The following is a 19,441-nucleotide window of genomic DNA, read 5'->3' on the forward strand; positions in this document are numbered from 1 at the left end:
GCAACCGGTGTGGTCGGACCGTAACGTCCGGATCAGCTTGCAATGCCGGGGCCGTCGGGGTCCAGCGCTGCGATCAGCTCCTTATGCAGGGCCGGAGGTCCGGCCACCACCCCATTGAGCAATGGCACAGGATTGTTGAACCTCAGGTCGTGGCCCAGACGGTCGGTCGCCTGCCCGCCAGCCTCGCGCAGGATCAGATCGCCGGCGGCGATGTCCCATTCCCAACTGCGGCGCAGGGTCAGCATGGCACCGGCGCGCCCGTCTGCGACCTTGGCCATGCGATAGGCCAGCGAGGGGCGATAGCTACGGGTGAAACCGGGGGCATTGCGGGTGCGCCAATGTTCGGCGGCGAGGTTGGGCCGCGCGGTCAGCACCTCGGCCAGCGCCAGATCGGTCAGCGAGGAGGCGCGGATCGGGGTGCCATTCCGTGCAGCTCCCTGTCCCTGGGCCGCGGTGTACATCAGACCGCGCTGCGGCAGGTAGATCACCGCAGCTGTAACCCGGCCCGCGGTGGCAATGGCAAGAGAATGCGCCCAGGTGCGCGAGCCTTCGGCAAAGGCGCGGGTGCCGTCTATGGGGTCGATGATGAAGACGCTGTCGCGGCTTAACCGGTCGGCGCTGTCCTCGGTTTCTTCGGATAGCCAGCCATAATCAGGCCGCGCCTCGGGCAGCATCTCTTCCAGCAGCGCATTCACCGCCAGATCTGCCTCGGTCACCGGCCCCTGACCGCCGGGCTTGTCCCAGCGCCGCGCCGTTGGCCCGCTGTAGCGGCTGGCGATCTCGCCCGCAGCCTCGGCGGCGCGGATCAGCAGTTCGAGGTCCGTAAGGCCCTTTGCCTGTTCTTCTGTCTGGGCGTCGTCAATTGCCGGCAAGCGTCATCCCCTCGACCAGCAGAGATGGTACAACGCGGGACAGGTAGCTCCGCGCGTCATTGGCGGGCACGATCCGCATCAGCATGTCGCGCAGATTGCCCGCGATGGTGCATTCGTTCACCGGATAGGCGATTTCACCGTTCTCGACCCAGAACCCTGAGGCGCCGCGCGAGTAATCGCCGGTGTTGGGATTGATGGTTGAGCCGATCAGCGAGGTGACGAGCAACCCGGTCCCCATGCCCGCAATTAGATCGGCGCGGCTTTGATCGCCCTCAGTCAGCGCCACGTTCCAGTTGGATGGCGACGGCACCGAGCCGATGCCACGGGCGGCGTTTGCGGTGCTTTCCATCCCCAGTTTGCGGGCCGAGGCCAGATCCAGCGTCCAGCCGGTCAGGGTGCCGTCCTCGACGATGGCGCGGCGGCGGGTGGCCAGACCTTCACCATCAAAGGGGCGCGAGCCTGCAATGCGTGGGCGGTGGGGATCCTCGATCACCGACAGATGCGTGGGCAGCACCTGCTGTCCCAGACTGTCCTGCAGCCAGGAGGAGCCGCGAGCGATGGCGGCGCCATTCACCGCCGACAGAAGATGACCGACCAGCGATGCGGAAATCCGTTCGTCGAACAGCACCGGATAGGTGCCGGTCTTGGGCCTGCGTGCGTTCATCCGCGCCACGGTGCGTTCCCCGGCGTTGCGACCGATCTCTTCGGCGCTGCGCAGGTCGCTTTGATAGGTGCGGGAATCGCCGTCGTAATCACGCTCCATCCCGGTGCCGGTGCCCGCGATGCCGGTGCAGGAAATCGACCGGCCGGTGCGGGTGTAGCCGCCGGAAAACCCGTTCGAGGTCGCCAGATAGACCGAGCTGCGGCCATAGCCCGCGCCTGCGGATTGCACCTGGCTGATCCCGTCGATGGCCTGACAGGCGGCTTCGGCGGCCAGCGCATCCTCTTGCAGGGCGGCCGGGGCCGGATCGGCGGTGGGGTCGTTCAGATCCAGCGCCGCAAGGTCCCAGTCCTGCGCTAACTGATCCGGTGCGGCAAGGCCGGTATAGGGGTCCTCGGGCGCCTCTCGGGCCATGGCCACGGCGCGTTCGGCCATGGCGGCAATGGTTTCGGGGCGGCTGTCGGAGGAGGAGACCAGCGCCTGACGCTGGCCCAGGAAGACGCGCAATCCCAGATCGGTGCCTTCGGAGCGTTCGGCATGCTCCAACTGGCCCTCGCGCACCTCGATGCTGAGGGAACTGCCTGCAGCGGCCATGGCATCGGCAGCATCTGCGCCTGCCTTGCGGGCGGCATCGATCAGGGCATGGCAAAGCGTCTCGGGGGTCTGGGTCATGGGCGTCTCGGGCCATCCTGTTGCTGCGGGTCGCCATAGAGCTAGCCAGAGGAACCCCCTGCTGCAAGGGCGCAGGGACAATTGCCGCAAGAAAAAGGGACCGCGCAAAGGCGGTCCCGCAAAGCGTTTTTGCTGTGGGTCAGCTTATTTGATGCGCTGGCCGTTGGCGAGGATCTTGCCGTCTTCGGAAATCTCGATCTTCGAGTTCAGCGTGTCTTCGCCTTCGCCGGGAACAGCCAGCATGCCCATCATCATCCGGGCGCCCATGGCGTCATCATCGCTCATCAGGCCCATTTCGATCAGCTTGTCCATCAGGGTGTTGGCGCCGGTCAGCGACAGGTTCGCTTCGCCCGAGGGGGCCGGCATGCCGTCAAAGCTGGTCAGATCATCGTTGTTGAAGGCGAAATCGCCGGTACCGGTCAGCTTGGCACCCGCTGCCGAGACCAGCAACTCCTGGATGGTGACCGCGTTCAACTCACCCGGTGCGACCTCGCCATCCTCGACCTTTTCCATGGCTTCGGCATCAAAGACGTCGAACAACACCTTGCCCTTGCCGGTGAGGCTCAGCACGACGCTGGCCGGATCATGCGGCAGGGCGCCGGCCGGATCGACCATGCCCCAGAGCATTTCTGGAACCGCGAAGTCGCGCAGCGCCACGCCAAGCGCGAAGTCCTGTTCTTCCTCGGACTTGGCAAGGGGAATGGTGATGTTGAAACCAGCCTCGGCCATGCTGAGCGCCAGTGGGAAGGGAATGTCCGATCCGGTGACGTTGAAGGCCATGTCCTTTTGCGTGACGTCATAGGTCAGTTTGCTTGCGTCCATCGCAACGCCAAAGTTGCCGCCGCCCGAGGTGCTGTCAAAGGTCAGGCTGTCGCTGCCATCCTGAAAGGCAAAGGCAGAGGTGCCGCTGGTGTAGGAGAAATCGGTATCAAGACCAAAACCGGCGGCCAGCAGCGCGGAGAAATCACCGCTCTTGTCCAGATCGGCCGGAACCGTGCTGGTGCCATGCGCCTGAAGCTGCTGCATCGCGCCGTTGAAGGAGGCGAAATCCTCGCTGTCCGGATCCTTGAAGCCAAGATCATAGCTCAGCGCTGAAGCGGTCCAAGTCTGATCGTAGCTGCGCACCCCGGCCAGCGACATGGTGGTTTTTGTCACCATGTCGGACAGGGAGACGGTGCCCCGGATCGCATCCTGGGGGATGTCCTCGCCAGTGGCTTCCAGCCCGTCCAGCGTCATCGTCATCTCGCTGGTGGCATAGTCATAGGTCATGTTCTCGGAATCACCCGAGACCGTCACCGGCGTGCCGTCGTGGGTGATGATCAGATTTACCGTCAGCTTGTCATCATCTTCGCTGGCGCGCACGGTCAGCGGAAATTCCTTGGGCACCAGAATGCTGACGGTTCCGTCGCTATTCTCGGTGAATTTGATCTCGGGCATGCTGAGCCCGGCGGTCACGTCTTCTTCGTCGGGGATCGGCATCATCATCGACAGATCGGACACCGTCAGCGTGTCGCCCGACATGCTTTCGGTGGCGGTCACCTCGTAACCGGTGCCGGTCATGTAGGATTTCCAGTCGGACCAGACGTCCTTGGCGCTGAGATCGGCCAGCGCCCCCTGGGCGGAAACAGTCAGAAGAAGAGCGGCGCCACAGCTGCGCGCGAGAAAAATGGACATGGGTGAAACCTTTCGTAGCAAGCGTTGGATACCATGGTCCGTCGCGGCGCCACCGGCGTCAAGGGGCCTGGGGCTGGACCGTTCCCCCTAGGGAGTTTACCACAGAGGGGAACCACTGTCGCGATACAGGTATTGGAGAGAAATCATATGGATATGCAGGGCAAGACGGTCGTCATCACAGGGGCCAGCCGCGGTATCGGAGCCGATGCAGCAAGGGTTTTCGCCGCCGCGGGGGCCAACCTGGCGCTGCTGGCGCGCAGCACCGATGCGCTGGGCGAACTGGTCGGGGAACTCGGCGGAAATGCGCTCGCCTTTGCCTGTGATGTGGCGGAACCAAGCGCGGTTGCGGCGGCGCTGGAAAAAGCACACGAGCATTTCGGAAGCCTTGATGTGCTGATCAACAACGCCGGGGTGATCGAACCGATCGCGCGTCTGGAAGAGGCCGATCCAGCGGCCTGGGGCAAGCTGATCGATATCAACATCAAGGGTGTATTCAACGGCATCCGCGCGGCACTGCCGTTGATGAAACCCGCCGGGGGCGGCACCATCATCACGGTGAGTTCCGGCGCTGCGCATAACCCGCTGGAGGCCTGGAGCGCCTATTGCACCTCAAAAGCCGGGGCTGCGATGCTGACTCGCGCCCTGCACCTGGAGGAAGGCGGCAACGGCATCCGCGCCATGGGCCTGTCGCCGGGCACCGTCGCGACCCAGATGCAGCGCGAGATCAAGGCCAGCGGCATCAACCCGGTCAGCGAGCTCGATTGGGAAGATCACATTCCCGCAGAATGGCCCGCCAAGGCGCTGTTGTGGATGTGCGGCAGCGATGCCGATGATTTCCTCGGCCAGGAGATTTCCCTGCGTGAAGACGCGATCCGCCGCAGGGTGGGTCTGGTATGATCAATCTCGAGATTTCGAATGAGGGCCTTTGGGTGGTGACGATCAACCGCCCGGACAAGGCGAACTCGCTGACGGCTGAGATGCTGACGGAACTGGCCGAGATCGCCGAACGCGCGGGCGAGGCGCGAGGCTTTATCCTGACCGGTACCGGCAAGGTGTTCAGCGCCGGCGCCGATCTGGAGGCGGCGCGCGCGGGGCTTGCGACCTCGCCCCTGTGGGAGCGGCTGTCGGGCGCCATCGCGGCGCTGCCCTGCCTGACCATCGCGGCGCTGAACGGCACGCTGGCCGGGGGCGCCAACGGTATGGTGCTGGCCTGTGATATCCGTCTGGCGGTGCCGTCGGCAAAATTCTTCTATCCGGTGATGAAGCTTGGCTACCTGCCGCAACCTTCGGACCCGGCGCGGATGGTGGCCTTGATCGGCCCGGCGCGCACCAAGATGATTCTGGCCGCCGGTCAGAAGATCGAGGCGGAAGAGGCCTGCGCTTGGGGGCTGGTGGACCGGATCGTGGAACCGGGTGCCCTGATGGACAGCGCCCGCGCCCTGCTGAGCGATGCGCTGGCGGCCAAGCCGGAGACCGCGCGCGGGATCCTAGAGATGTGCCGCTAGGAAGGGCACGGGCGGCTCCCGCCCGTCCTTGGGGCATGCCATGCCCCGCGTCCCGTTGGGCGTAGCGCCGCGCTGCCGCGCGGCGTTTTCTTTTCGCTGAGAGGCCCTTTGAGGGCAGAAACTGCCTCAACAGGGCCATATCGAGTATAGAGGCACCGTCACCGCCTCAAGGCGCTTTGCCCCTGCTGTGCAGGGTGGCCTGCGGCCAGCCTTGACCCGCTGTCGGTGCCGGAGCAGAGCGGGGGCGCATCACCGCTTGCGCCGTTTTCCGGGTACGCGGGAGGAAAAGCCGGGGGGGCGTTTCCTGACCCAGGCGATGAAGCGGGCGAGGCGCGGATGGCTGCGCAGCGCGTCGATGGTGGCATAGTCGCGGGCCAGCTCGGCCTCGCTGAGGGCGGCGTGGATTTCGCGGTGGCAGATATGATGCAGCAGCACGGTGGGGCCGCCCTTGCCACCTTTGAGTTTCGGGATCAGGTGGTGCAGGCTTTGCGGCACGTTCGCGGGGATGGGGCGGCTGCAGAGGGGACATATGGGTGTCGGGTTCGGCTCTGGCATCCTGACCTCTCGTCTTTGCGGCTGGACTGCATTAGATGCGGCGCAGATGGATGCGGGCAAGGGGCGGAAGGCGGAGTTTCATGGCGGGGCAATCGGAACAGTGGGATGCGGTGGTCATCGGCGGTGGGCCTGCGGGGTTGCTGGCGGCTGAGGAACTGGCGCGCGCAGGCTATCGCGTGCTGGTGGCCGAGGCCAAACCATCGCTTGCGCGCAAGCTGTTGATGGCGGGGAAATCCGGTCTGAACCTCACCAAGAATGAACCCTTTGACGATCTGATCACGCAATATGGCGGGGCGCGAGCATGGCTGGCGCCGATGTTGCGGGACTTTGACGCCGAGGCGGTGCAGGACTGGGCACGGGGCCTGGGGCGGGATCTGTTTACCGGCTCCACCGGACGGGTATTTCCCAGGGAAATGAAAGCCTCGCCACTGCTGCGGGCCTGGCTGGCGCGGCTGGAGGATCTGGGCGTTGCGCGCCGCACCCGCTGGCACTGGACTGGCTGGGAGGGGGACTGCCTGAGTTTTGAGACGCCCGAAGGAACTGTACAGCTGCGCGCGGGGGCAACGGTTCTGGCGCTAGGCGGTGCAAGCTGGGCGCGGCTCGGCTCGGACGGGGCCTGGGCGGAGTTGCTGGCGGCGCGGGGTGTGGCGTTGGCGCCCTTCAAGCCTGCCAATGCCGGGCTAGTGGTGGATTGGTCAGATCACATGGCGGCGCATTTCGGCGTTCCGCTGAAAGGGATTGCGCTGCGCGCGGGGGCGCTGTCGTCGCGCGGGGAGGCGGTGATCTCAAACCGGGGTCTGGAAGGGGGCGGAATCTACGCCATTTGCGCGGCGGTGCGGGAGGGCGCGGATTTGACGCTGGACCTGCTGCCGGATCTGACCGTGGAAGAGGTGACGCGCAGACTGACGCGCCCGCGTGGCAAGGCGAGCCTTGCCAATTATCTGCGCAAGGCGCTGAAACTGACGCCTGCGCAGATCGCGCTGATGCAGGAATTTGCCCGGCCGCTACCGCAGGATTCTGCAGAGCTTGCGGCGCGGATCAAGTCCCTGCCGGTGCGCCATTCCGGGCTGCGGCCGATGGATGAGGCGATCTCGACGGCTGGCGGAGTGTGCCGTGAGGCGCTGGATGCGGTGCTGATGCTGAAAGAAATCCCCGGCACCTTTTGCGCCGGGGAGATGTTGGATTGGGAGGCTCCCACGGGGGGCTACCTTCTGACCGCTTGCCTTGCCACCGGGCGCTGGGCCGGACGTGGTGCGGTCGATTACTTGGCCAGCGCTGCGGTGCGCTGAAAGGCGTCGCGGCTGCGCACGGTCTTGGAATAGTCGAGCAGGGCACGGCTTTCGACCGGGAACTTGGCGCCATAGGCCCAGTTCAGGCAATGCACGCAGATGATATCGGCGATGGTGAACGCGTCCCCCATCAGGTAGGGGCCGGTCAGGCGCGCTTCGAGCCGGGCGATGTTGCGCTCGAACTCCCAGCGCAGGCTGTCCTTGATTTCGGGCACGCGCTGCTCTTCGGGCAGGGCAAAGCTGTGGCGGGCGGCGGTCCAGAGCACGGCGTCGATTTCATCCAGGATCTGATGGGTGACGGCATCCTGTTTGGCGCGGGCCATGGTCCCCGCGGGCGCGGTCAGCGCGCCGTGTTTGTCCGCCAGATAGGTGATGATGGCGGTGGAATCGGTGATCACCTCGCCATCTTCGACCAGCGCCGGAACCTTGCCCGAGGGGTTCACGGCGACGATATCCGGGCTGTGCGGGGCGGCGGTATTCAGATCATAAGGCTGGCCAAGTTCTTCGAGCGTCCAGATCACGCGGAAGGCGCGGGTCATCGGTTTGCCGATCACGGTGTACATAGGTTTCTCTCCCTCAGGTTTTGCTGCGCATCAGATGCGCGCAGCTGTCTTTGCGTCAAGGCTGAAGCCTGCCTGCACCCGTCGATGGCCGCAGAACGTTGCGGCCTTTTGGGCCCTTACTGGCGGGCGCGGCTGAGCATCGCCAAGCGGATCAGTGCCCGCTCCATCAGCGCCAGCGCCGGGGCGGTCTGCCCGGCTGATCGCAGCTGCAGGTCGGTATCGGTCAGAATGGTCAGCGCGGTCTGCAGCTTGGCGGCGCCCCAGCCCTGTGCCTGCCGCAGCACCCGGTCGCGGCGCTTGCCATAAAGCGGTGGGCGCAGGCGGCCGATGCCCTGCGCCGGACCACCGGGATCGGCGGCCACGGTGTAAAGCGTGCGGAAATGGCGGGTCGCCCCGATGCAGAGAGTCACCGCATTGGTACCCTGCGCCTGAAGGCGGCGCAGAAGCGGGCCGATCTCGGCGCTGCGCCCCTCGGCCACCACGTTCAGCACATCGTCAAGCGCCGCTTCGGTGGATTGCGGCGCGACGGCGTCGATATCCTCAAGGCTCAGGGGGCTGCTGTCCTGGTATTTGTAGAGCGCCAGCTTTTCGATCATGCGGGAGAAATCGCCGGGGCCGATGTCATTGGCGATATCGGTCAGCGCCGACATGCTGTCGCCGGGCACATCGCGGATCTGCGCTTCTGAGAGGATCCGCTCGATCTCAGCTCGCGAGGGCGGATCGTCATAGATGCCGGTGGCATAGGCATTGCGATGCGATTCGAAACCCTTGCGCAGTTTCGATGTGGCTTTCAGCTGTCCGGCGGTGACGACGATCTGGGCATCGCCTGGTTGCCAGTCCTCCAGCGCCGCGAGAATCGCAGGGGCGGCGCTGTCGTTGGCCTCTTCGACAAAGACCGCACGTGGGCCGGGAAAAAAGCCGACCGCCTTGACCGCGTCCAGAAGCTGTGCCGGATCCTTGCGCAATTCGGAGCCGGGCATCCGGGTCAGGCGCATTTCTTCCTCAGCGGCGGCGCCCAGCAGGGCCGCCAGCATCTGTTGCCGTTTCAGCGCCACCCGCATGGCATCGGCACCATAGATCAACAGGCCCGTCTTGTCCGGGTCGGGCTTTTTGAAATAGCCCTCGGCGTCGCGCGGGGAGAGCTTCATTCCGCAGTCGGCGCCGCAGCGGCCAGATCCGCAGTGGTCAGCACCCGGGCGGTGATCTGGTCAGCCAGAATCTGCATCAGCCGCGCATTGGCATCGCGTTCCCCGGCCAGGGTTTCCACCGTCGATCCGGTGGCAGAATAGCCGGTAAAGGCATCTTCGCTGCCGCTGGCCACGATCACGCCGTCGGACAGGCGGGTCAGGCTGTAGCTGGCAACGCCGACGATGGAATAGCGGGTGGTTTCATTACCCGCGGTGATCGCCTGACCTTCGCTGCGGGTGCGCAGCGACAGGTCCAGCCGGTAATCGCCGCCAGAGGCGCGGCCAAGCCGTTCCTCCAGATTGCGGACCAGCAGGTAGGCGTTCACTTCGTTGTCGGTCTTGATCTCCTCGGGGGACTGAATGGCGATCTTGCCATAAAGCGCCGCGCCGGTGCCCCCCGGCGCATAGACCGGGGTGAAACCACAGGCGGCCAGCCCCAGCAACAGGACCAGCGGCAGCGCGAGGATATGCCTTGGATCAGGCAACGACATTGACGATACGACCCGGCACGACGATCACCTTCTTCGGGGCGCCGCCATTCAGCGCCTTTTGCACAGCTTCGTGCGCCAGCGCGCGTTTTTCAACCTCGGCCTTGTCCAGATCCTTGGCGACGGTGATTTCGCCGCGGCGTTTGCCGTTGATCTGGATCGGCAGGGTGACGCTGTCCTCGACCAGCATCGATTCGTCGGCAGCGGGCCAGTTGGCCGTGGCGACCAGACCTTCGCCGCCCTGCGCTTCCCAGACGGCCTCGGCCAGGTGCGGCGTCATTGGCGACATCAGCTGCGCCAGCGCCATGATCGCCTGTTTCTGTGCCGCCGCGCCCGCCTTGGATTTGGCCAGCGTATTGGTAAAGGCGTAAAGCTTGGCAATCGCCGCGTTGAAGCCGAAGGATTCGACACCCAGCGTCACGTCGCGGATCGCCTTGTGCATCTCGCGCAAAAGATCCTCGTCGCCGTTGCCGGACGCACCCGGGTCCATCTCTGCGATCTTCACGGAGAGGTTCCAGACCCGGTTCAGGTGCTTGTAAGCGGCCTCGGCCCCGGCTGCGGTCCATTCCACGTCGCGCTCCGGCGGGCTGTCGGACAGCACGAACCAGCGCGCGGTATCGGCGCCAAAGGCCGAAATGATGTGCAGCGGGTCGACCACGTTGTTCTTGGATTTCGACATCTTGGCCGAGGGAATCACCTCAACCTCGGCGCCGGTCTCCTTGAGGAAGGCCTTGCCGTCGCGCAGTTCGACCTCTTCGGGGTAGTGATAGACCGGGCGGCCATTGTCGCCTTTGGTCTGGTAGATCGCGTGGGTCACCATGCCCTGGGTAAAGAGCGCGTCGAACGGTTCTTTCGACTTCTCCGGCAGGTGGCCGCAGATGTGCATCGCGCGGGCGAAGAAGCGCGAATACAGCAGGTGCAGAATCGCGTGTTCGATGCCGCCGATATACTGGTCAACGTTCATCCAGTAATCGGCCTCTTCCATTACCGTGGGCGTTTCGGCGCGCGGCGCGGTGAAGCGGGCGAAATACCAGGAGGAATCGACGAAGGTATCCATGGTGTCGGTTTCGCGCTGGGCAGGCTTGCCGCATTTCGGGCAGGCGCAGTCGCGCCAGCTGGGGTGGCGGTCCAGCGGGTTGCCGGGCACCGAGAAATCGATGGCCTTGCCGTCTTCGTCATAGGGCAGGGCGATCGGCAGGTTTTCCTTCTTCTCCGGTACCACGCCGCAGGCGTCGCAATGGACCACGGGAATCGGGCAACCCCAATAGCGCTGACGGCTGAGCCCCCAGTCGCGCAGGCGGAATTTGGTGACGCCTTCGCCCCAGCCTTCGGATTCGGCCTTGTCGATGGTGGCGTTGATCGCCTCTTCACCGGTGGCCACGTCCAACCCTGCGAAGTGGTTGATCCATTTCACCTTTTCGGTCTTCGGAGGCACAAAGGCCTCGTTTTCGACCGGCTTGGGGTCGTCCAGCGCCAGGAAGGTGTCGGTGACCGGCAGGTCGTATTTGCGGCAGAAATCGAGGTCACGCTGATCATGCGCCGGGCAAGCAAAGATCGCGCCGGTGCCGTAATCCATCAGGATGAAGTTGGCGATCCAGACCGGCAGTTCCCACTCCGGGTTCAGTGGATGTTTGACGCGGATGCCGGTGTCGCGGCCCAGTTTCGGCGCGGTCTCAATCGCCTCGGCGGTGGTGCCGCCCTTGCGGCATTCGGCCAGGAATTCAGCGAGTTCGGGGCTTTCGGCCTCAAGCTGCTTGGCAATCGGGTGGTCCGGGGAAATCCCCACGAAGGAGGCACCCATCAGCGTGTCGGGGCGCGTGGTGTAGACCTCGATCGACTCACCACCGTCGGCGCGCTCAAAGGAGAACTGCAGGCCGCGCGATTTGCCGATCCAGTTTTCCTGCATCAGGCGCACCTTGGCGGGCCAGTTGTCCAGACCATCAAGGGCGTCCAGCAGTTCCTCGGAATAGTCGGAGATCTTGAAGAACCATTGCGTCAGTTCGCGCCGTTCCACCAGCGCGCCGGAACGCCAACCACGACCGTTTTCAACCTGTTCGTTGGCCAGAACGGTCATGTCGACTGGGTCCCAGTTCACCACGGCGTTCTTGCGGTAAACGAGATCCTTTTCCAGGAAATCCAGGAACAGCGCCTGCTGCTGGCCGTAATATTCCTCGTCACAGGTGGCGAACATCCGCGACCAGTCGAGCGACAGGCCCAGCGGCTGCATCTGTTCGACCATGGTGTCAATATTGGCGTAGGTCCAGTCCTTGGGGTGCCCGCCCGAGGCCATGGCGGCGTTTTCCGCAGGCATGCCAAAGGCATCGAACCCCATCGGGTGCAGTACGTTGTGGCCGGTCGCAATCTTGTAGCGCGCGATCACGTCGCCCATGGTGTAGTTGCGCACATGCCCCATGTGCAGCTTCCCCGACGGATAGGGGAACATCTCCAGCACGTAATACTTCGGCTTGTCTGCCGTCCGTTTGGCCTGGAAGATTCCGGCCTTTTCCCAGGCCTCCTGCCATTTTGCTTCGATCTCGGAGGCAGAGTAACGCGACATGGATGCGGTCCTTTAGAATGAAAACGCCGGGCTGCAGGGCCCGGCGCTGGTGATACTGATGTTTTGCACGTCTTTCCAGAGGGCAGCGTGTTAGAACTTTTTGTCTGCGATCCGCAGCTGGCGCGCCCGCGCGAGAATCGCGTCCTCAACGGCGCGCACGGTGCCCGCGCTGACCGATCCGCCCCGGCTTTGCAGCGAGACATTGAGCGAGCGCGCGTCCAGCGCCGGGTCGCGCACGTGCACCGTGGCGCGATACGCCCGGCCGCCGCCCGGCGGCGTGCCGTAGCCGGTGACGATCACGCCGGTGAACGGGTCCACCGTCTGCACCGGCAGGAAGTTCAGCACATCCAGCGTCGCCGCCCAGATGTAACGGTTCACATTCACCGTCTGATCGCCGGTGCCCGACCCGAACACGTCCCAGATGGAGGATTTGGAGTAGTTGGTCACTGCCGAATCCGAGCCCAGGTTCGCACCCCCGTCGGCATGTGGCGTCCCGACAGTCACCCGATTGAACAGGCCGCCACCGCCACCTTGCCTGCGCGCCCCACAAGCGGCCACGGCGGTGGCCAGCACGAGAATCAGCGTCAACTTTAGGGTCCGGTGCAGGGTCATTGTTTCGTTCCGAAGCGGCGGTTTCCAACCATCCTACCCAAGCCCTCGCGGGGGGGCAAGGGCCTTGTCATTTCCGGCCTTTTGCCCGCCTATCATATTGAATCCGCCCACAATGCGCATATTTCCCGCAGTCCTTTGGGTTTTCGACAAAATTCGAGTCGCCCTCCGACACATGGTAAGACTGTGGCAAAGCTGCACCATACGCCACGACTTTGCCACAATGCCGGGGCCAAGCCTTGCAAAACACCCGGCGAAGGAGTGAAACGCTCCTCATACCCACACCGGATTCTCTGGTATGGGCGTATGATTTTTAAACCGAGGGAAAAACTATGAAAAAAGTTCTCTTCGCAACGACGGCGCTGATTGCTACTGCCAGCATGGCCGCCGCCGAAGTGCGGATCAGCGGCTACGGTCGTTTCGGTCTGGGCTACACCAGCGGCAGCGACGCGCGCACCGCCGGCGGCGTCCAGGTCACTGGTGGATATCCGAACAACGGCAACGAACAGGCAATCAACGGTGCGTCCAAGAGCCAAATCATCAGCCGTATGCGTCTGCAGTTCGACATGTCGACGGAAACCGACGGCGGCGTGGCCCTTGGTGGTCGTATCCGCACCGAGTCCGATACCGGACAAAGCAGCGCATCGCAGACCGTGCTCTGGAGCGCCCCGCGCTTCTACGCCACCGTTGGCGGGTTCACCCTGGGTGTCGGCAACATCATCGGCGCTTTCGAAGGTGTTCCGGGTGCCTATCTCGAGACACGCTCCGCCGGTAACGGTCTTGACGGCATGCAGTTCGTTTCCCACGTCGGCAACGTGAACAACGAATACTTCAACTGGGATTACTTTGACTCCGACGGCGTCGGCTTCAATGGCGTCGAAGCTCTGTATTCGGCTGGCGCATTCAGCGCGCATGTGTCCTACAGCGTCGACGATGGCTCCGCCGCCGTTACGTCCCTGCCGAACCCGGCACCTGTGGGCTCCGGCGCTGTCACGGCGTTGAACCGCAAGCGTTCCGCGGTGAACCTTGCCTACACCTTCGGTGACTGGACAGCTGCGGTCGGCTTCCAGGATTCGAACTACCGTTTCGAAGACAAGGCGTTTGTCTCCATCGCAGGTCAGCTGGGTCAGTTCGGCGTTCGTCTGGCTTATGCTGACAACGACGGCATCGACAAGTTCGGTCTCTATGGCAACATGGACATCGGCGCGGCTTCCAACATCGTGCTTTGGGTGACCAGCGAAGACGCGGTTTCCGCCACTGACGTTGCCAACGGTCGTAACGACAACCGCGATGCGATTGCCACTTCGAACCAGCAGGAAGGTACCTCCTACGGTATCAACTATTCGTATGACCTCGGTGGCGGCGCTTCCTTCGAAGCCGGTGCCCAGCGGTCTTCGTATGGCAACACTCAGGTTCAGGCCGGCGCTGTATTCAGCTTCTAAGCTGAACCACAGCACGCTGAACGCGTGAACTTGGGCGGGTCTTCGGACCCGCCCTTTACTTTTGCGCGGCAGTTGTGTTTGGTGAACCCGAACGCAACTGTACGGGGCACACTATGCCGCTGGACGACATTCTGGCCCGCGTCGCGGCCGCCGAAACCAGGGCCGGGCGGGACAACGGGTCTGTCACCCTGATCGCGGTCTCCAAGATGCAGCCCGACGAAAGGGTGCGCGCGATGCTGGAGCAGGGCCATCGCGTTTTCGGTGAAAACCGGGTGCAGGAGGCGGCCGGGAAATGGCCGGGCTTCCGCGCCGAATTCGACGGGGTCGAATTGCACCTCATCGGCCCGCTGCAGACCAACAAGGCCCGCCAGGCCATGGCCCTGGCGGATGTCATTCATACGCTGGACCGGCCCCGCCTGGCGACTGCGCTGGCCCGGCTGGCCCAGGAAACCGGCGCCTGCCCGGATCTGTTCGTGCAGGTCAATACCGGCGCCGAGGAACAAAAGGCCGGGGTTCTGCCCGAAAACGCGGATCAGTTTGTCGCCGACTGCCGGGCGCTGGATTTGCCAATCAAGGGCCTCATGTGCATTCCGCCTGTGGAAGAAGAGCCCAGTTTGCATTTTGCGCTCTTGGCCAAGATAGCCGCGCGCAATGGGCTGCAGGGCCTGTCGATGGGTATGAGCAGCGACTTTGAACAGGCGATTGCCTTTGGCGCTACCCACGTCCGGGTTGGGTCAGCCATCTTTGGCGCGCGTGGCTACTAAAGCGTCATGCGAAAGACCTGAATCACATAACGCTGCCTGAAATCAAAGATTGGGGCGCGTTACGTGATACCTGATGTTTCAAGTATTTCGTCAGACGCTATAGAAGATTTTGAGAAGATTTTGCGCGCGGGCTAGCCCTTGTGCCGCTGTATTGTACGAGGGGCCAGCCCCTCGTGCTGCCGGTTTAATACGAGGGGCCAGCCCCTCGTGCTGCCGGTTTAATACGAGGGGCCAGCCCCTCGTGCTCCCCGGGATATTTCTGGAAAAACGAAGGGGGGCGGCGGTTTGTGGCAGTCGATTTGATCTGAGCCTAGCGGCCGTGCGCCAGGCCTGCGGGTATGATCAGGCGTGCGCCAGGGCGGATATGCCGGGCCAGCCAGCCAAGGTTGGGGCGTGAGAATGCCAGGCAGCCTTCGGTTGGGTAGCCCGGGCGGCGCCATTGATGCAGGAAGATGGCCGAGCCGCCTTTGGGGGTGGCTCTGGGCCAGTTCCAATCGGTGATCAGCACCAGATCATAAAGCGGATCGGCGCGGCGCAGGCGCTCGTGACTGTAGCTATGCGGCGTGCGGACCATCAGGTTGTAGTCAGGATCTTTCACATCGTCTGACCATAGGTCGCTGGGTCCGATCGGCACCGCCCAATCCGTGGGGGGAAGCATACGGTCCGGACGGTAGAGCATCCCGGCGATGCGATGTACGCCCACGGGTGTAGCGCCGTCGCCTTCGCGCTTGCTCCGCGTCAGCCCGCCCTTGCCGATGGCGCAGGGCAGGAGGCGCCCCATGAAACGCAGACCGCGCGGGGTCAGGACCAGATCCCGGGGAGACAGCGCGGGGGGCATCACAGCAGATGTCCGGATTTGGCCGCCTTGGTCGCGAGGTAGCCTGCGTTATGGGCGTTTTCGCCAACCTTCAGCGGCACCCGCTCGGCCACCGCGATGCCGGTCTTTTCCATCATGGCGATCTTGTTGGGGTTGTTTGTCATCAGCCGCACGGAACTGAAACCCATCTCTTTCAGAATCGCAGCGCCTAGGCGGAAATCGCGCTCGTCATCTTCGAACCCCAGCCGGTGGTTTGCCTCGACAGTGTCAAAGCCCTGGTCCTGCAGGCTGTAGGCGCGCATCTTATTGGCAAGGCCAATGCCGCGCCCTTCCTGGTTGAGGTAGAGCAGCACGCCTGCGCCCTCGTCTCCCATCTGCGCCAGTGCCCCGCGCAGCTGTGGCCCGCAATCGCATTTCAGCGAGCCCAGAACATCGCCGGTGAAACAGGCCGAATGCAGCCGCGCCAGCACGGGCTTGCTGCGGTCGGGGCGGCCGATTTCGACCGCATAATGTTCCTCGGCGCCGTCTTCGGGGCGGAAGATATGCAACCGGCCCGCCTCGGCCGCGGCCATGGGCAGGCGGGCCGCGGCCACCGGATGCAGGGGCGAACTTTGGCTGAGCAGCGGCTCGGCAGCAGCCCGGGCGATTCGGGTGAGCCCGTGCTTGGCTGCGAATTGGGCGGCCGACCCGATGGGCACCAGTAGCGCCGCGGGCAGCAGCCGCGCTGATTTCACCAGGGCAATCGCCAGACGGTGCAGATCGGCGGATCCGTCGCGCAGGCTGGTGAGCGGGCCTTTCATCGGCGTATTGAGATCATCGGCGGGATCGGCCAGCGCCTGTATCCACTGCAAGGAGGCCTGAGCGGGGACTTGGATGCGCGCGAGATCCTCATCATAGGCGCGCGCCTTCAGGGTTTCGGCGCGCCGGGCGGTCAGCGCCAGCGACACCGGGCCAAGGGCCAGAAGCTCCGTCAGCCGCTCGGGCGTCAGGCTTTCGACGGCAATCGCCAGCGCCGCGCTGTCGCCACCCTCCAGCACCACGGGCAGGCCCATGCGCAAATCGACCCGTGCGCGGGCCAGCAATTCAATCATGGTGGGCATCAGGCTCATGCGACCATCCGGAAGTTCGTGACATTATAACAGCCCTTACCTAGGCCCAAATGCAACGGAAGTGAAACAATTCCTGTCTGACGGACACGAGGGCGTGAAACTTCTGCAGCATACCTTGTCGTTGGGGGATGCTGACCGCATCTGTCTGCACACGAACTGGAGGACACCGCCATGGCGCAACTGAAGAAGATTTTGCTGGTAGACGATGACGACGATCTGCGCGAGGCGCTGAGCGAGCAGCTGATCATGACCGAGGACTTTGATGTCTTCGAAGCAGAGAATGGCCAGGCCGCCATGGAGCGGGCCAAGGAAGCGCTCTATGATCTGGTGATCCTCGACGTGGGGCTGCCCGATACAGATGGCCGCGAGCTGTGCCGCCTGCTGCGCAAACAGGGCGTCAAGGCACCGATCCTGATGCTCACCGGCCATGACAGCGACGCCGATACCATTCTCGGCCTTGACGCGGGCGCCAATGACTATGTGACCAAGCCGTTCAAATTCCCGGTGCTGCTGGCTCGGATCCGCGCCCAGCTGCGCACCCATGAACAGTCCGAAGACGCCGTCTTTGCGTTGGGTCCCTATACCTTCAAACCGGCGATGAAGCTGATGGAGACAGAGGACAACCGCAAGATTCGCCTGACCGAGAAGGAAACCAACATCCTGAAGTTCCTCTACCGGTCGAACGACGGTGTGGTGGCGCGCGATGTGCTGCTGCACGAGGTCTGGGGTTATAATGCTGGCGTGACCACTCATACGCTGGAAACCCATATCTATCGTCTGCGCCAGAAGATCGAACCCGATCCCTCCAATGCCCGTATTCTGGTAACGGAATCCGGTGGCTACCGCCTGTCGACCTGACCGGATTGTGACAGTTCGGGGCTTGAAACCTGCGGGGAAAAGCTGTTGACGCAGATCAAAGATCTGTCTGTCAGTCATCTTTACCCTGATCCCATCCCGCGCATATCCGGGTCATGATATGCACCTCCCTGTTGGACTGGGCCGGGCCTTGTGCCCGGCCTTTTTTTGTCTGCGGACTTACAGGGGGGGATCGGGGGAGCCGGAGAAATAGGCTCTGGTATCCGACGGGCCGGGAGGGCAAGAATAGCGCCGAGCCGCTGCCATGACCCGCTGTTACGAAAGAGACGCGCAATGCCCTTTACCCTTGCCACCTGGAACATCAACTCTGTCCGCCTGCGCGAGCCGATCGTGCTGAAGCTGCTGCAGGAAGAGGCGCCCGATGTCCTGTGCCTGCAAGAGTGCAAGAGCCCGGTCGACAAGATCCCGATGGAGGGCTTTGCCGCGCTTGGCTATACCCACATGATCGCGCGAGGGCAGAAGGGGTACAACGGCGTCGCTATCCTGTCGCGGATGCCCATCACCGAGGTCGGCAGCATGGATTTTGCCGATCTGGGCCATGCCCGCCATATTGCGGGTCAGCTGGACAATGGCGTCACCATCCACAACTTTTACGTCCCTGCCGGCGGCGACAAACCCGACCGCGAGATCAACGAGAAATTCGGTCAGAAGCTCGACTACCTCACTGGCATGCGGGACTGGTTCCACGGCGAAAAGCCACAGAAATCGATTCTGGTCGGCGACCTCAACATCGCCCCGCGCGAAGACGATGTCTGGGACCACAAGAAACTGCTGAAGATCGTCAGCCACACCCCGGTCGAGGTCGAACACCTCGCCGAGACGCAGGATGCAGGCGACTGGGTCGATATCACCCGGCAGGACATCCCGGATGGGCGACTCTATAGTTGGTGGTCCTACCGGGCAAAGGACTGGGATGCAGCGGATAAGGGGCGGCGTCTGGATCATGTCTGGGCGACGGGCGACATTTCCAGCGCAGGTCACTCTAGCCGCGTTCTGCGGGACGCCCGTGGTTGGGAAAAACCCAGCGATCACGCACCGGTCTTTGCCACCTTCGACCTTTAGGCAGAGGGTGGGGCGCTTCCGCCTGCTTTGGAGCAATCGTTGATTGCCCCGCCGCAGTTGGGCCGGGCGCCGTGCTGACGCACGGCGCGGTGCCGTGTTCAGAAGTCACCGTCGTGGAGAAACAGCAGCGCGGTAACGCGCTGCCCGGCCCAAGGCCGCATGAAGTCGCCCCATGGGGCGGCTGCGGGCGCGGGAGGGCGTGCCATCAGTGCAGCCATTTTGCATATTCCGGGCGTTGCACCTGCATGTCCTGATACAGCCAGACCATCCTGTCAAAGAACCAGAGTTTTCCGCCGACCATCAGGCTGAGACCGAACAGTGTCAGACCTGGGTCCAGCTGCCACACCCCGTAAACCCACGGAACAACGCCCAGCCCGGAGATCAGGGTCAGGATCCTGGCCCATTGCGCGTGATGCGGTGGGATCGGCACCTTGGCACGGTTCAGAAAGACCCGTTCGCCGAAGGTGCCCCGCGCTGCCCAGCTGTCGGTTGTGGCTGGCGGGCCAAAGGCGCGCGGGTTCCACCATGTCCATATCAGTACCAGAGCAACCGGCGCCAAAGCGCCCCACCCGAGCCAGAGATGAGACCAGACCGCGAGGGTCATAAGCGGGAGGATCGACACCCGGCTGTAAACGCTCAGCGGATTTGCGTGACGGGCCCAGGCAGCGTCGTCCATAGCCATCAGGCGCTCGGACAGGGCAAAGATGTCGATGCGCGGAACCGGCACGCGGCAACTCCT

At 63.7% G+C, this 19,441-nt stretch carries 19 protein-coding genes; 7 read left to right on the forward strand and 12 right to left on the reverse strand.

All coding sequences use genetic code 11. From position 1 onward, the window contains the following. Nucleotides 1–32: 32 nt before the first annotated feature. From SM763_RS09425 to SM763_RS09435, 3 genes are all read right to left on the reverse strand, one after another. On the reverse strand, nucleotides 33–872 hold the full coding sequence (locus SM763_RS09425) for an inositol monophosphatase family protein (protein ID WP_368998340.1): 840 nt from the start codon (nucleotides 870–872) through the stop codon (nucleotides 33–35). Then, complete coding sequence (locus tag SM763_RS09430) at nucleotides 859–2,205, reverse strand: TldD/PmbA family protein (protein WP_368998341.1); 1,347 nt, start codon at nucleotides 2,203–2,205, stop codon at nucleotides 859–861. Before SM763_RS09430 ends, SM763_RS09425 begins: the two co-directional genes overlap by 14 nt. Before the next feature lie 144 nt (nucleotides 2,206–2,349). Next, entirely contained in the window at nucleotides 2,350–3,879 is a 1,530-nt protein-coding gene (locus SM763_RS09435) for a DUF2125 domain-containing protein (RefSeq protein ID WP_274829895.1), read from the reverse strand. Nucleotides 3,880–4,026: 147 nt separating this feature from the next. On the opposite strand from SM763_RS09435, the gene SM763_RS09440 reads away from it, so the two are divergent. Then, nucleotides 4,027–4,776 carry an SDR family oxidoreductase gene (locus SM763_RS09440; protein ID WP_368998342.1) on the forward strand — a complete coding sequence of 250 codons (750 nt, stop codon included), beginning with the start codon at nucleotides 4,027–4,029 and terminating at the stop codon, nucleotides 4,774–4,776. Beyond that, nucleotides 4,773–5,384, forward strand: a complete 612-nt coding sequence (locus SM763_RS09445; RefSeq protein WP_368998343.1) for an enoyl-CoA hydratase/isomerase family protein — start codon at nucleotides 4,773–4,775, stop codon at nucleotides 5,382–5,384. The genes SM763_RS09440 and SM763_RS09445 overlap by 4 nt, the downstream gene beginning before the upstream one ends. Nucleotides 5,385–5,633: 249 nt before the next feature. Here SM763_RS09445 and SM763_RS09450 read toward each other — a convergent pair whose 3' ends face one another. Next, a complete protein-coding gene (locus tag SM763_RS09450) occupies nucleotides 5,634–5,939 on the reverse strand; it encodes an HNH endonuclease family protein (protein ID WP_368998344.1) in 306 nt (101 codons plus the stop codon). A gap of 80 nt (nucleotides 5,940–6,019) precedes the next feature. On the opposite strand from SM763_RS09450, the gene SM763_RS09455 reads away from it, so the two are divergent. After that, nucleotides 6,020–7,228 (forward strand): TIGR03862 family flavoprotein, encoded by a 1,209-nt coding sequence (locus SM763_RS09455; protein WP_368998345.1) that lies wholly within the window; start codon nucleotides 6,020–6,022, stop codon nucleotides 7,226–7,228. Here the strand turns inward: SM763_RS09455 and SM763_RS09460 are convergent. The 5 genes from SM763_RS09460 to SM763_RS09480 form a co-directional block, all read right to left on the reverse strand. Continuing rightward, nucleotides 7,201–7,791 (reverse strand): glutathione S-transferase family protein, encoded by a 591-nt coding sequence (locus tag SM763_RS09460; protein WP_065271870.1) that lies wholly within the window; start codon nucleotides 7,789–7,791, stop codon nucleotides 7,201–7,203. The two genes, SM763_RS09455 and SM763_RS09460, sit on opposite strands and share 28 nt — an antisense overlap. A 116-nt stretch (nucleotides 7,792–7,907) precedes the next feature. Beyond that, nucleotides 7,908–8,939, reverse strand: a complete 1,032-nt coding sequence (gene holA / locus SM763_RS09465) for a DNA polymerase III subunit delta (RefSeq protein WP_274829891.1) — start codon at nucleotides 8,937–8,939, stop codon at nucleotides 7,908–7,910. Then, nucleotides 8,936–9,469 (reverse strand): LPS assembly lipoprotein LptE, encoded by a 534-nt coding sequence (gene lptE / locus SM763_RS09470; protein ID WP_368998346.1) that lies wholly within the window; start codon nucleotides 9,467–9,469, stop codon nucleotides 8,936–8,938. Before lptE ends, holA begins: the two co-directional genes overlap by 4 nt. Continuing rightward, nucleotides 9,456–12,023 (reverse strand): leucine--tRNA ligase, encoded by a 2,568-nt coding sequence (gene leuS / locus SM763_RS09475; protein WP_368998347.1) that lies wholly within the window; start codon nucleotides 12,021–12,023, stop codon nucleotides 9,456–9,458. Before leuS ends, lptE begins: the two co-directional genes overlap by 14 nt. 90 nt (nucleotides 12,024–12,113) lie before the next feature. Then, on the reverse strand, nucleotides 12,114–12,611 hold the full coding sequence (locus SM763_RS09480) for a DUF3576 domain-containing protein (RefSeq protein WP_490363276.1): 498 nt from the start codon (nucleotides 12,609–12,611) through the stop codon (nucleotides 12,114–12,116). A gap of 353 nt (nucleotides 12,612–12,964) precedes the next feature. Here SM763_RS09480 and SM763_RS09485 point away from each other — a divergent pair, with 353 nt between their 5' ends. Continuing rightward, complete coding sequence (locus SM763_RS09485) at nucleotides 12,965–14,074, forward strand: porin (RefSeq protein WP_368998348.1); 1,110 nt, start codon at nucleotides 12,965–12,967, stop codon at nucleotides 14,072–14,074. 113 nt (nucleotides 14,075–14,187) lie between these two features. Beyond that, the gene (locus tag SM763_RS09490) at nucleotides 14,188–14,838 is read left to right on the forward strand and encodes a YggS family pyridoxal phosphate-dependent enzyme (RefSeq protein ID WP_347508221.1); all 651 of its coding nucleotides are present in this window, start codon (nucleotides 14,188–14,190) and stop codon (nucleotides 14,836–14,838) included. Nucleotides 14,839–15,148: 310 nt separating this feature from the next. Here the strand turns inward: SM763_RS09490 and SM763_RS09495 are convergent, their stop codons facing one another. Together SM763_RS09495 and ribA are read right to left on the reverse strand one after the other, a co-directional pair. After that, nucleotides 15,149–15,676: a L,D-transpeptidase family protein gene (locus SM763_RS09495; RefSeq protein ID WP_368998349.1), complete on the reverse strand. Its 528-nt coding sequence runs from the start codon at nucleotides 15,674–15,676 to the stop codon at nucleotides 15,149–15,151. Continuing rightward, a complete protein-coding gene (ribA, locus tag SM763_RS09500) occupies nucleotides 15,676–16,764 on the reverse strand; it encodes a GTP cyclohydrolase II (protein WP_368998350.1) in 1,089 nt (362 codons plus the stop codon). Before ribA ends, SM763_RS09495 begins: the two co-directional genes overlap by 1 nt. 171 nt (nucleotides 16,765–16,935) lie before the next feature. Between ribA and SM763_RS09505 the strand changes: the two genes are divergently transcribed. Both SM763_RS09505 and SM763_RS09510 read left to right on the forward strand, forming a co-directional pair. Continuing rightward, nucleotides 16,936–17,622, forward strand: coding sequence for a response regulator transcription factor (locus SM763_RS09505; RefSeq protein ID WP_065271862.1), 687 nt, complete (start codon nucleotides 16,936–16,938; stop codon nucleotides 17,620–17,622). Between the two features lie 291 nt (nucleotides 17,623–17,913). Continuing rightward, complete coding sequence (locus SM763_RS09510; RefSeq protein ID WP_065271861.1) at nucleotides 17,914–18,702, forward strand: exodeoxyribonuclease III; 789 nt, start codon at nucleotides 17,914–17,916, stop codon at nucleotides 18,700–18,702. A gap of 205 nt (nucleotides 18,703–18,907) precedes the next feature. On the opposite strand, the gene SM763_RS09515 is transcribed toward SM763_RS09510, so the two are convergent. After that, nucleotides 18,908–19,429, reverse strand: coding sequence for a DUF6653 family protein (locus SM763_RS09515; protein WP_368998351.1), 522 nt, complete (start codon nucleotides 19,427–19,429; stop codon nucleotides 18,908–18,910). Nucleotides 19,430–19,441 lie beyond the last annotated feature (12 nt).

This window comes from Pseudophaeobacter sp. C1-32P7 (genome assembly GCF_041008775.1).
GTDB classification, from domain to species: Bacteria; Pseudomonadota; Alphaproteobacteria; order Rhodobacterales; family Rhodobacteraceae; genus Phycobacter; species Phycobacter gallaeciensis_A.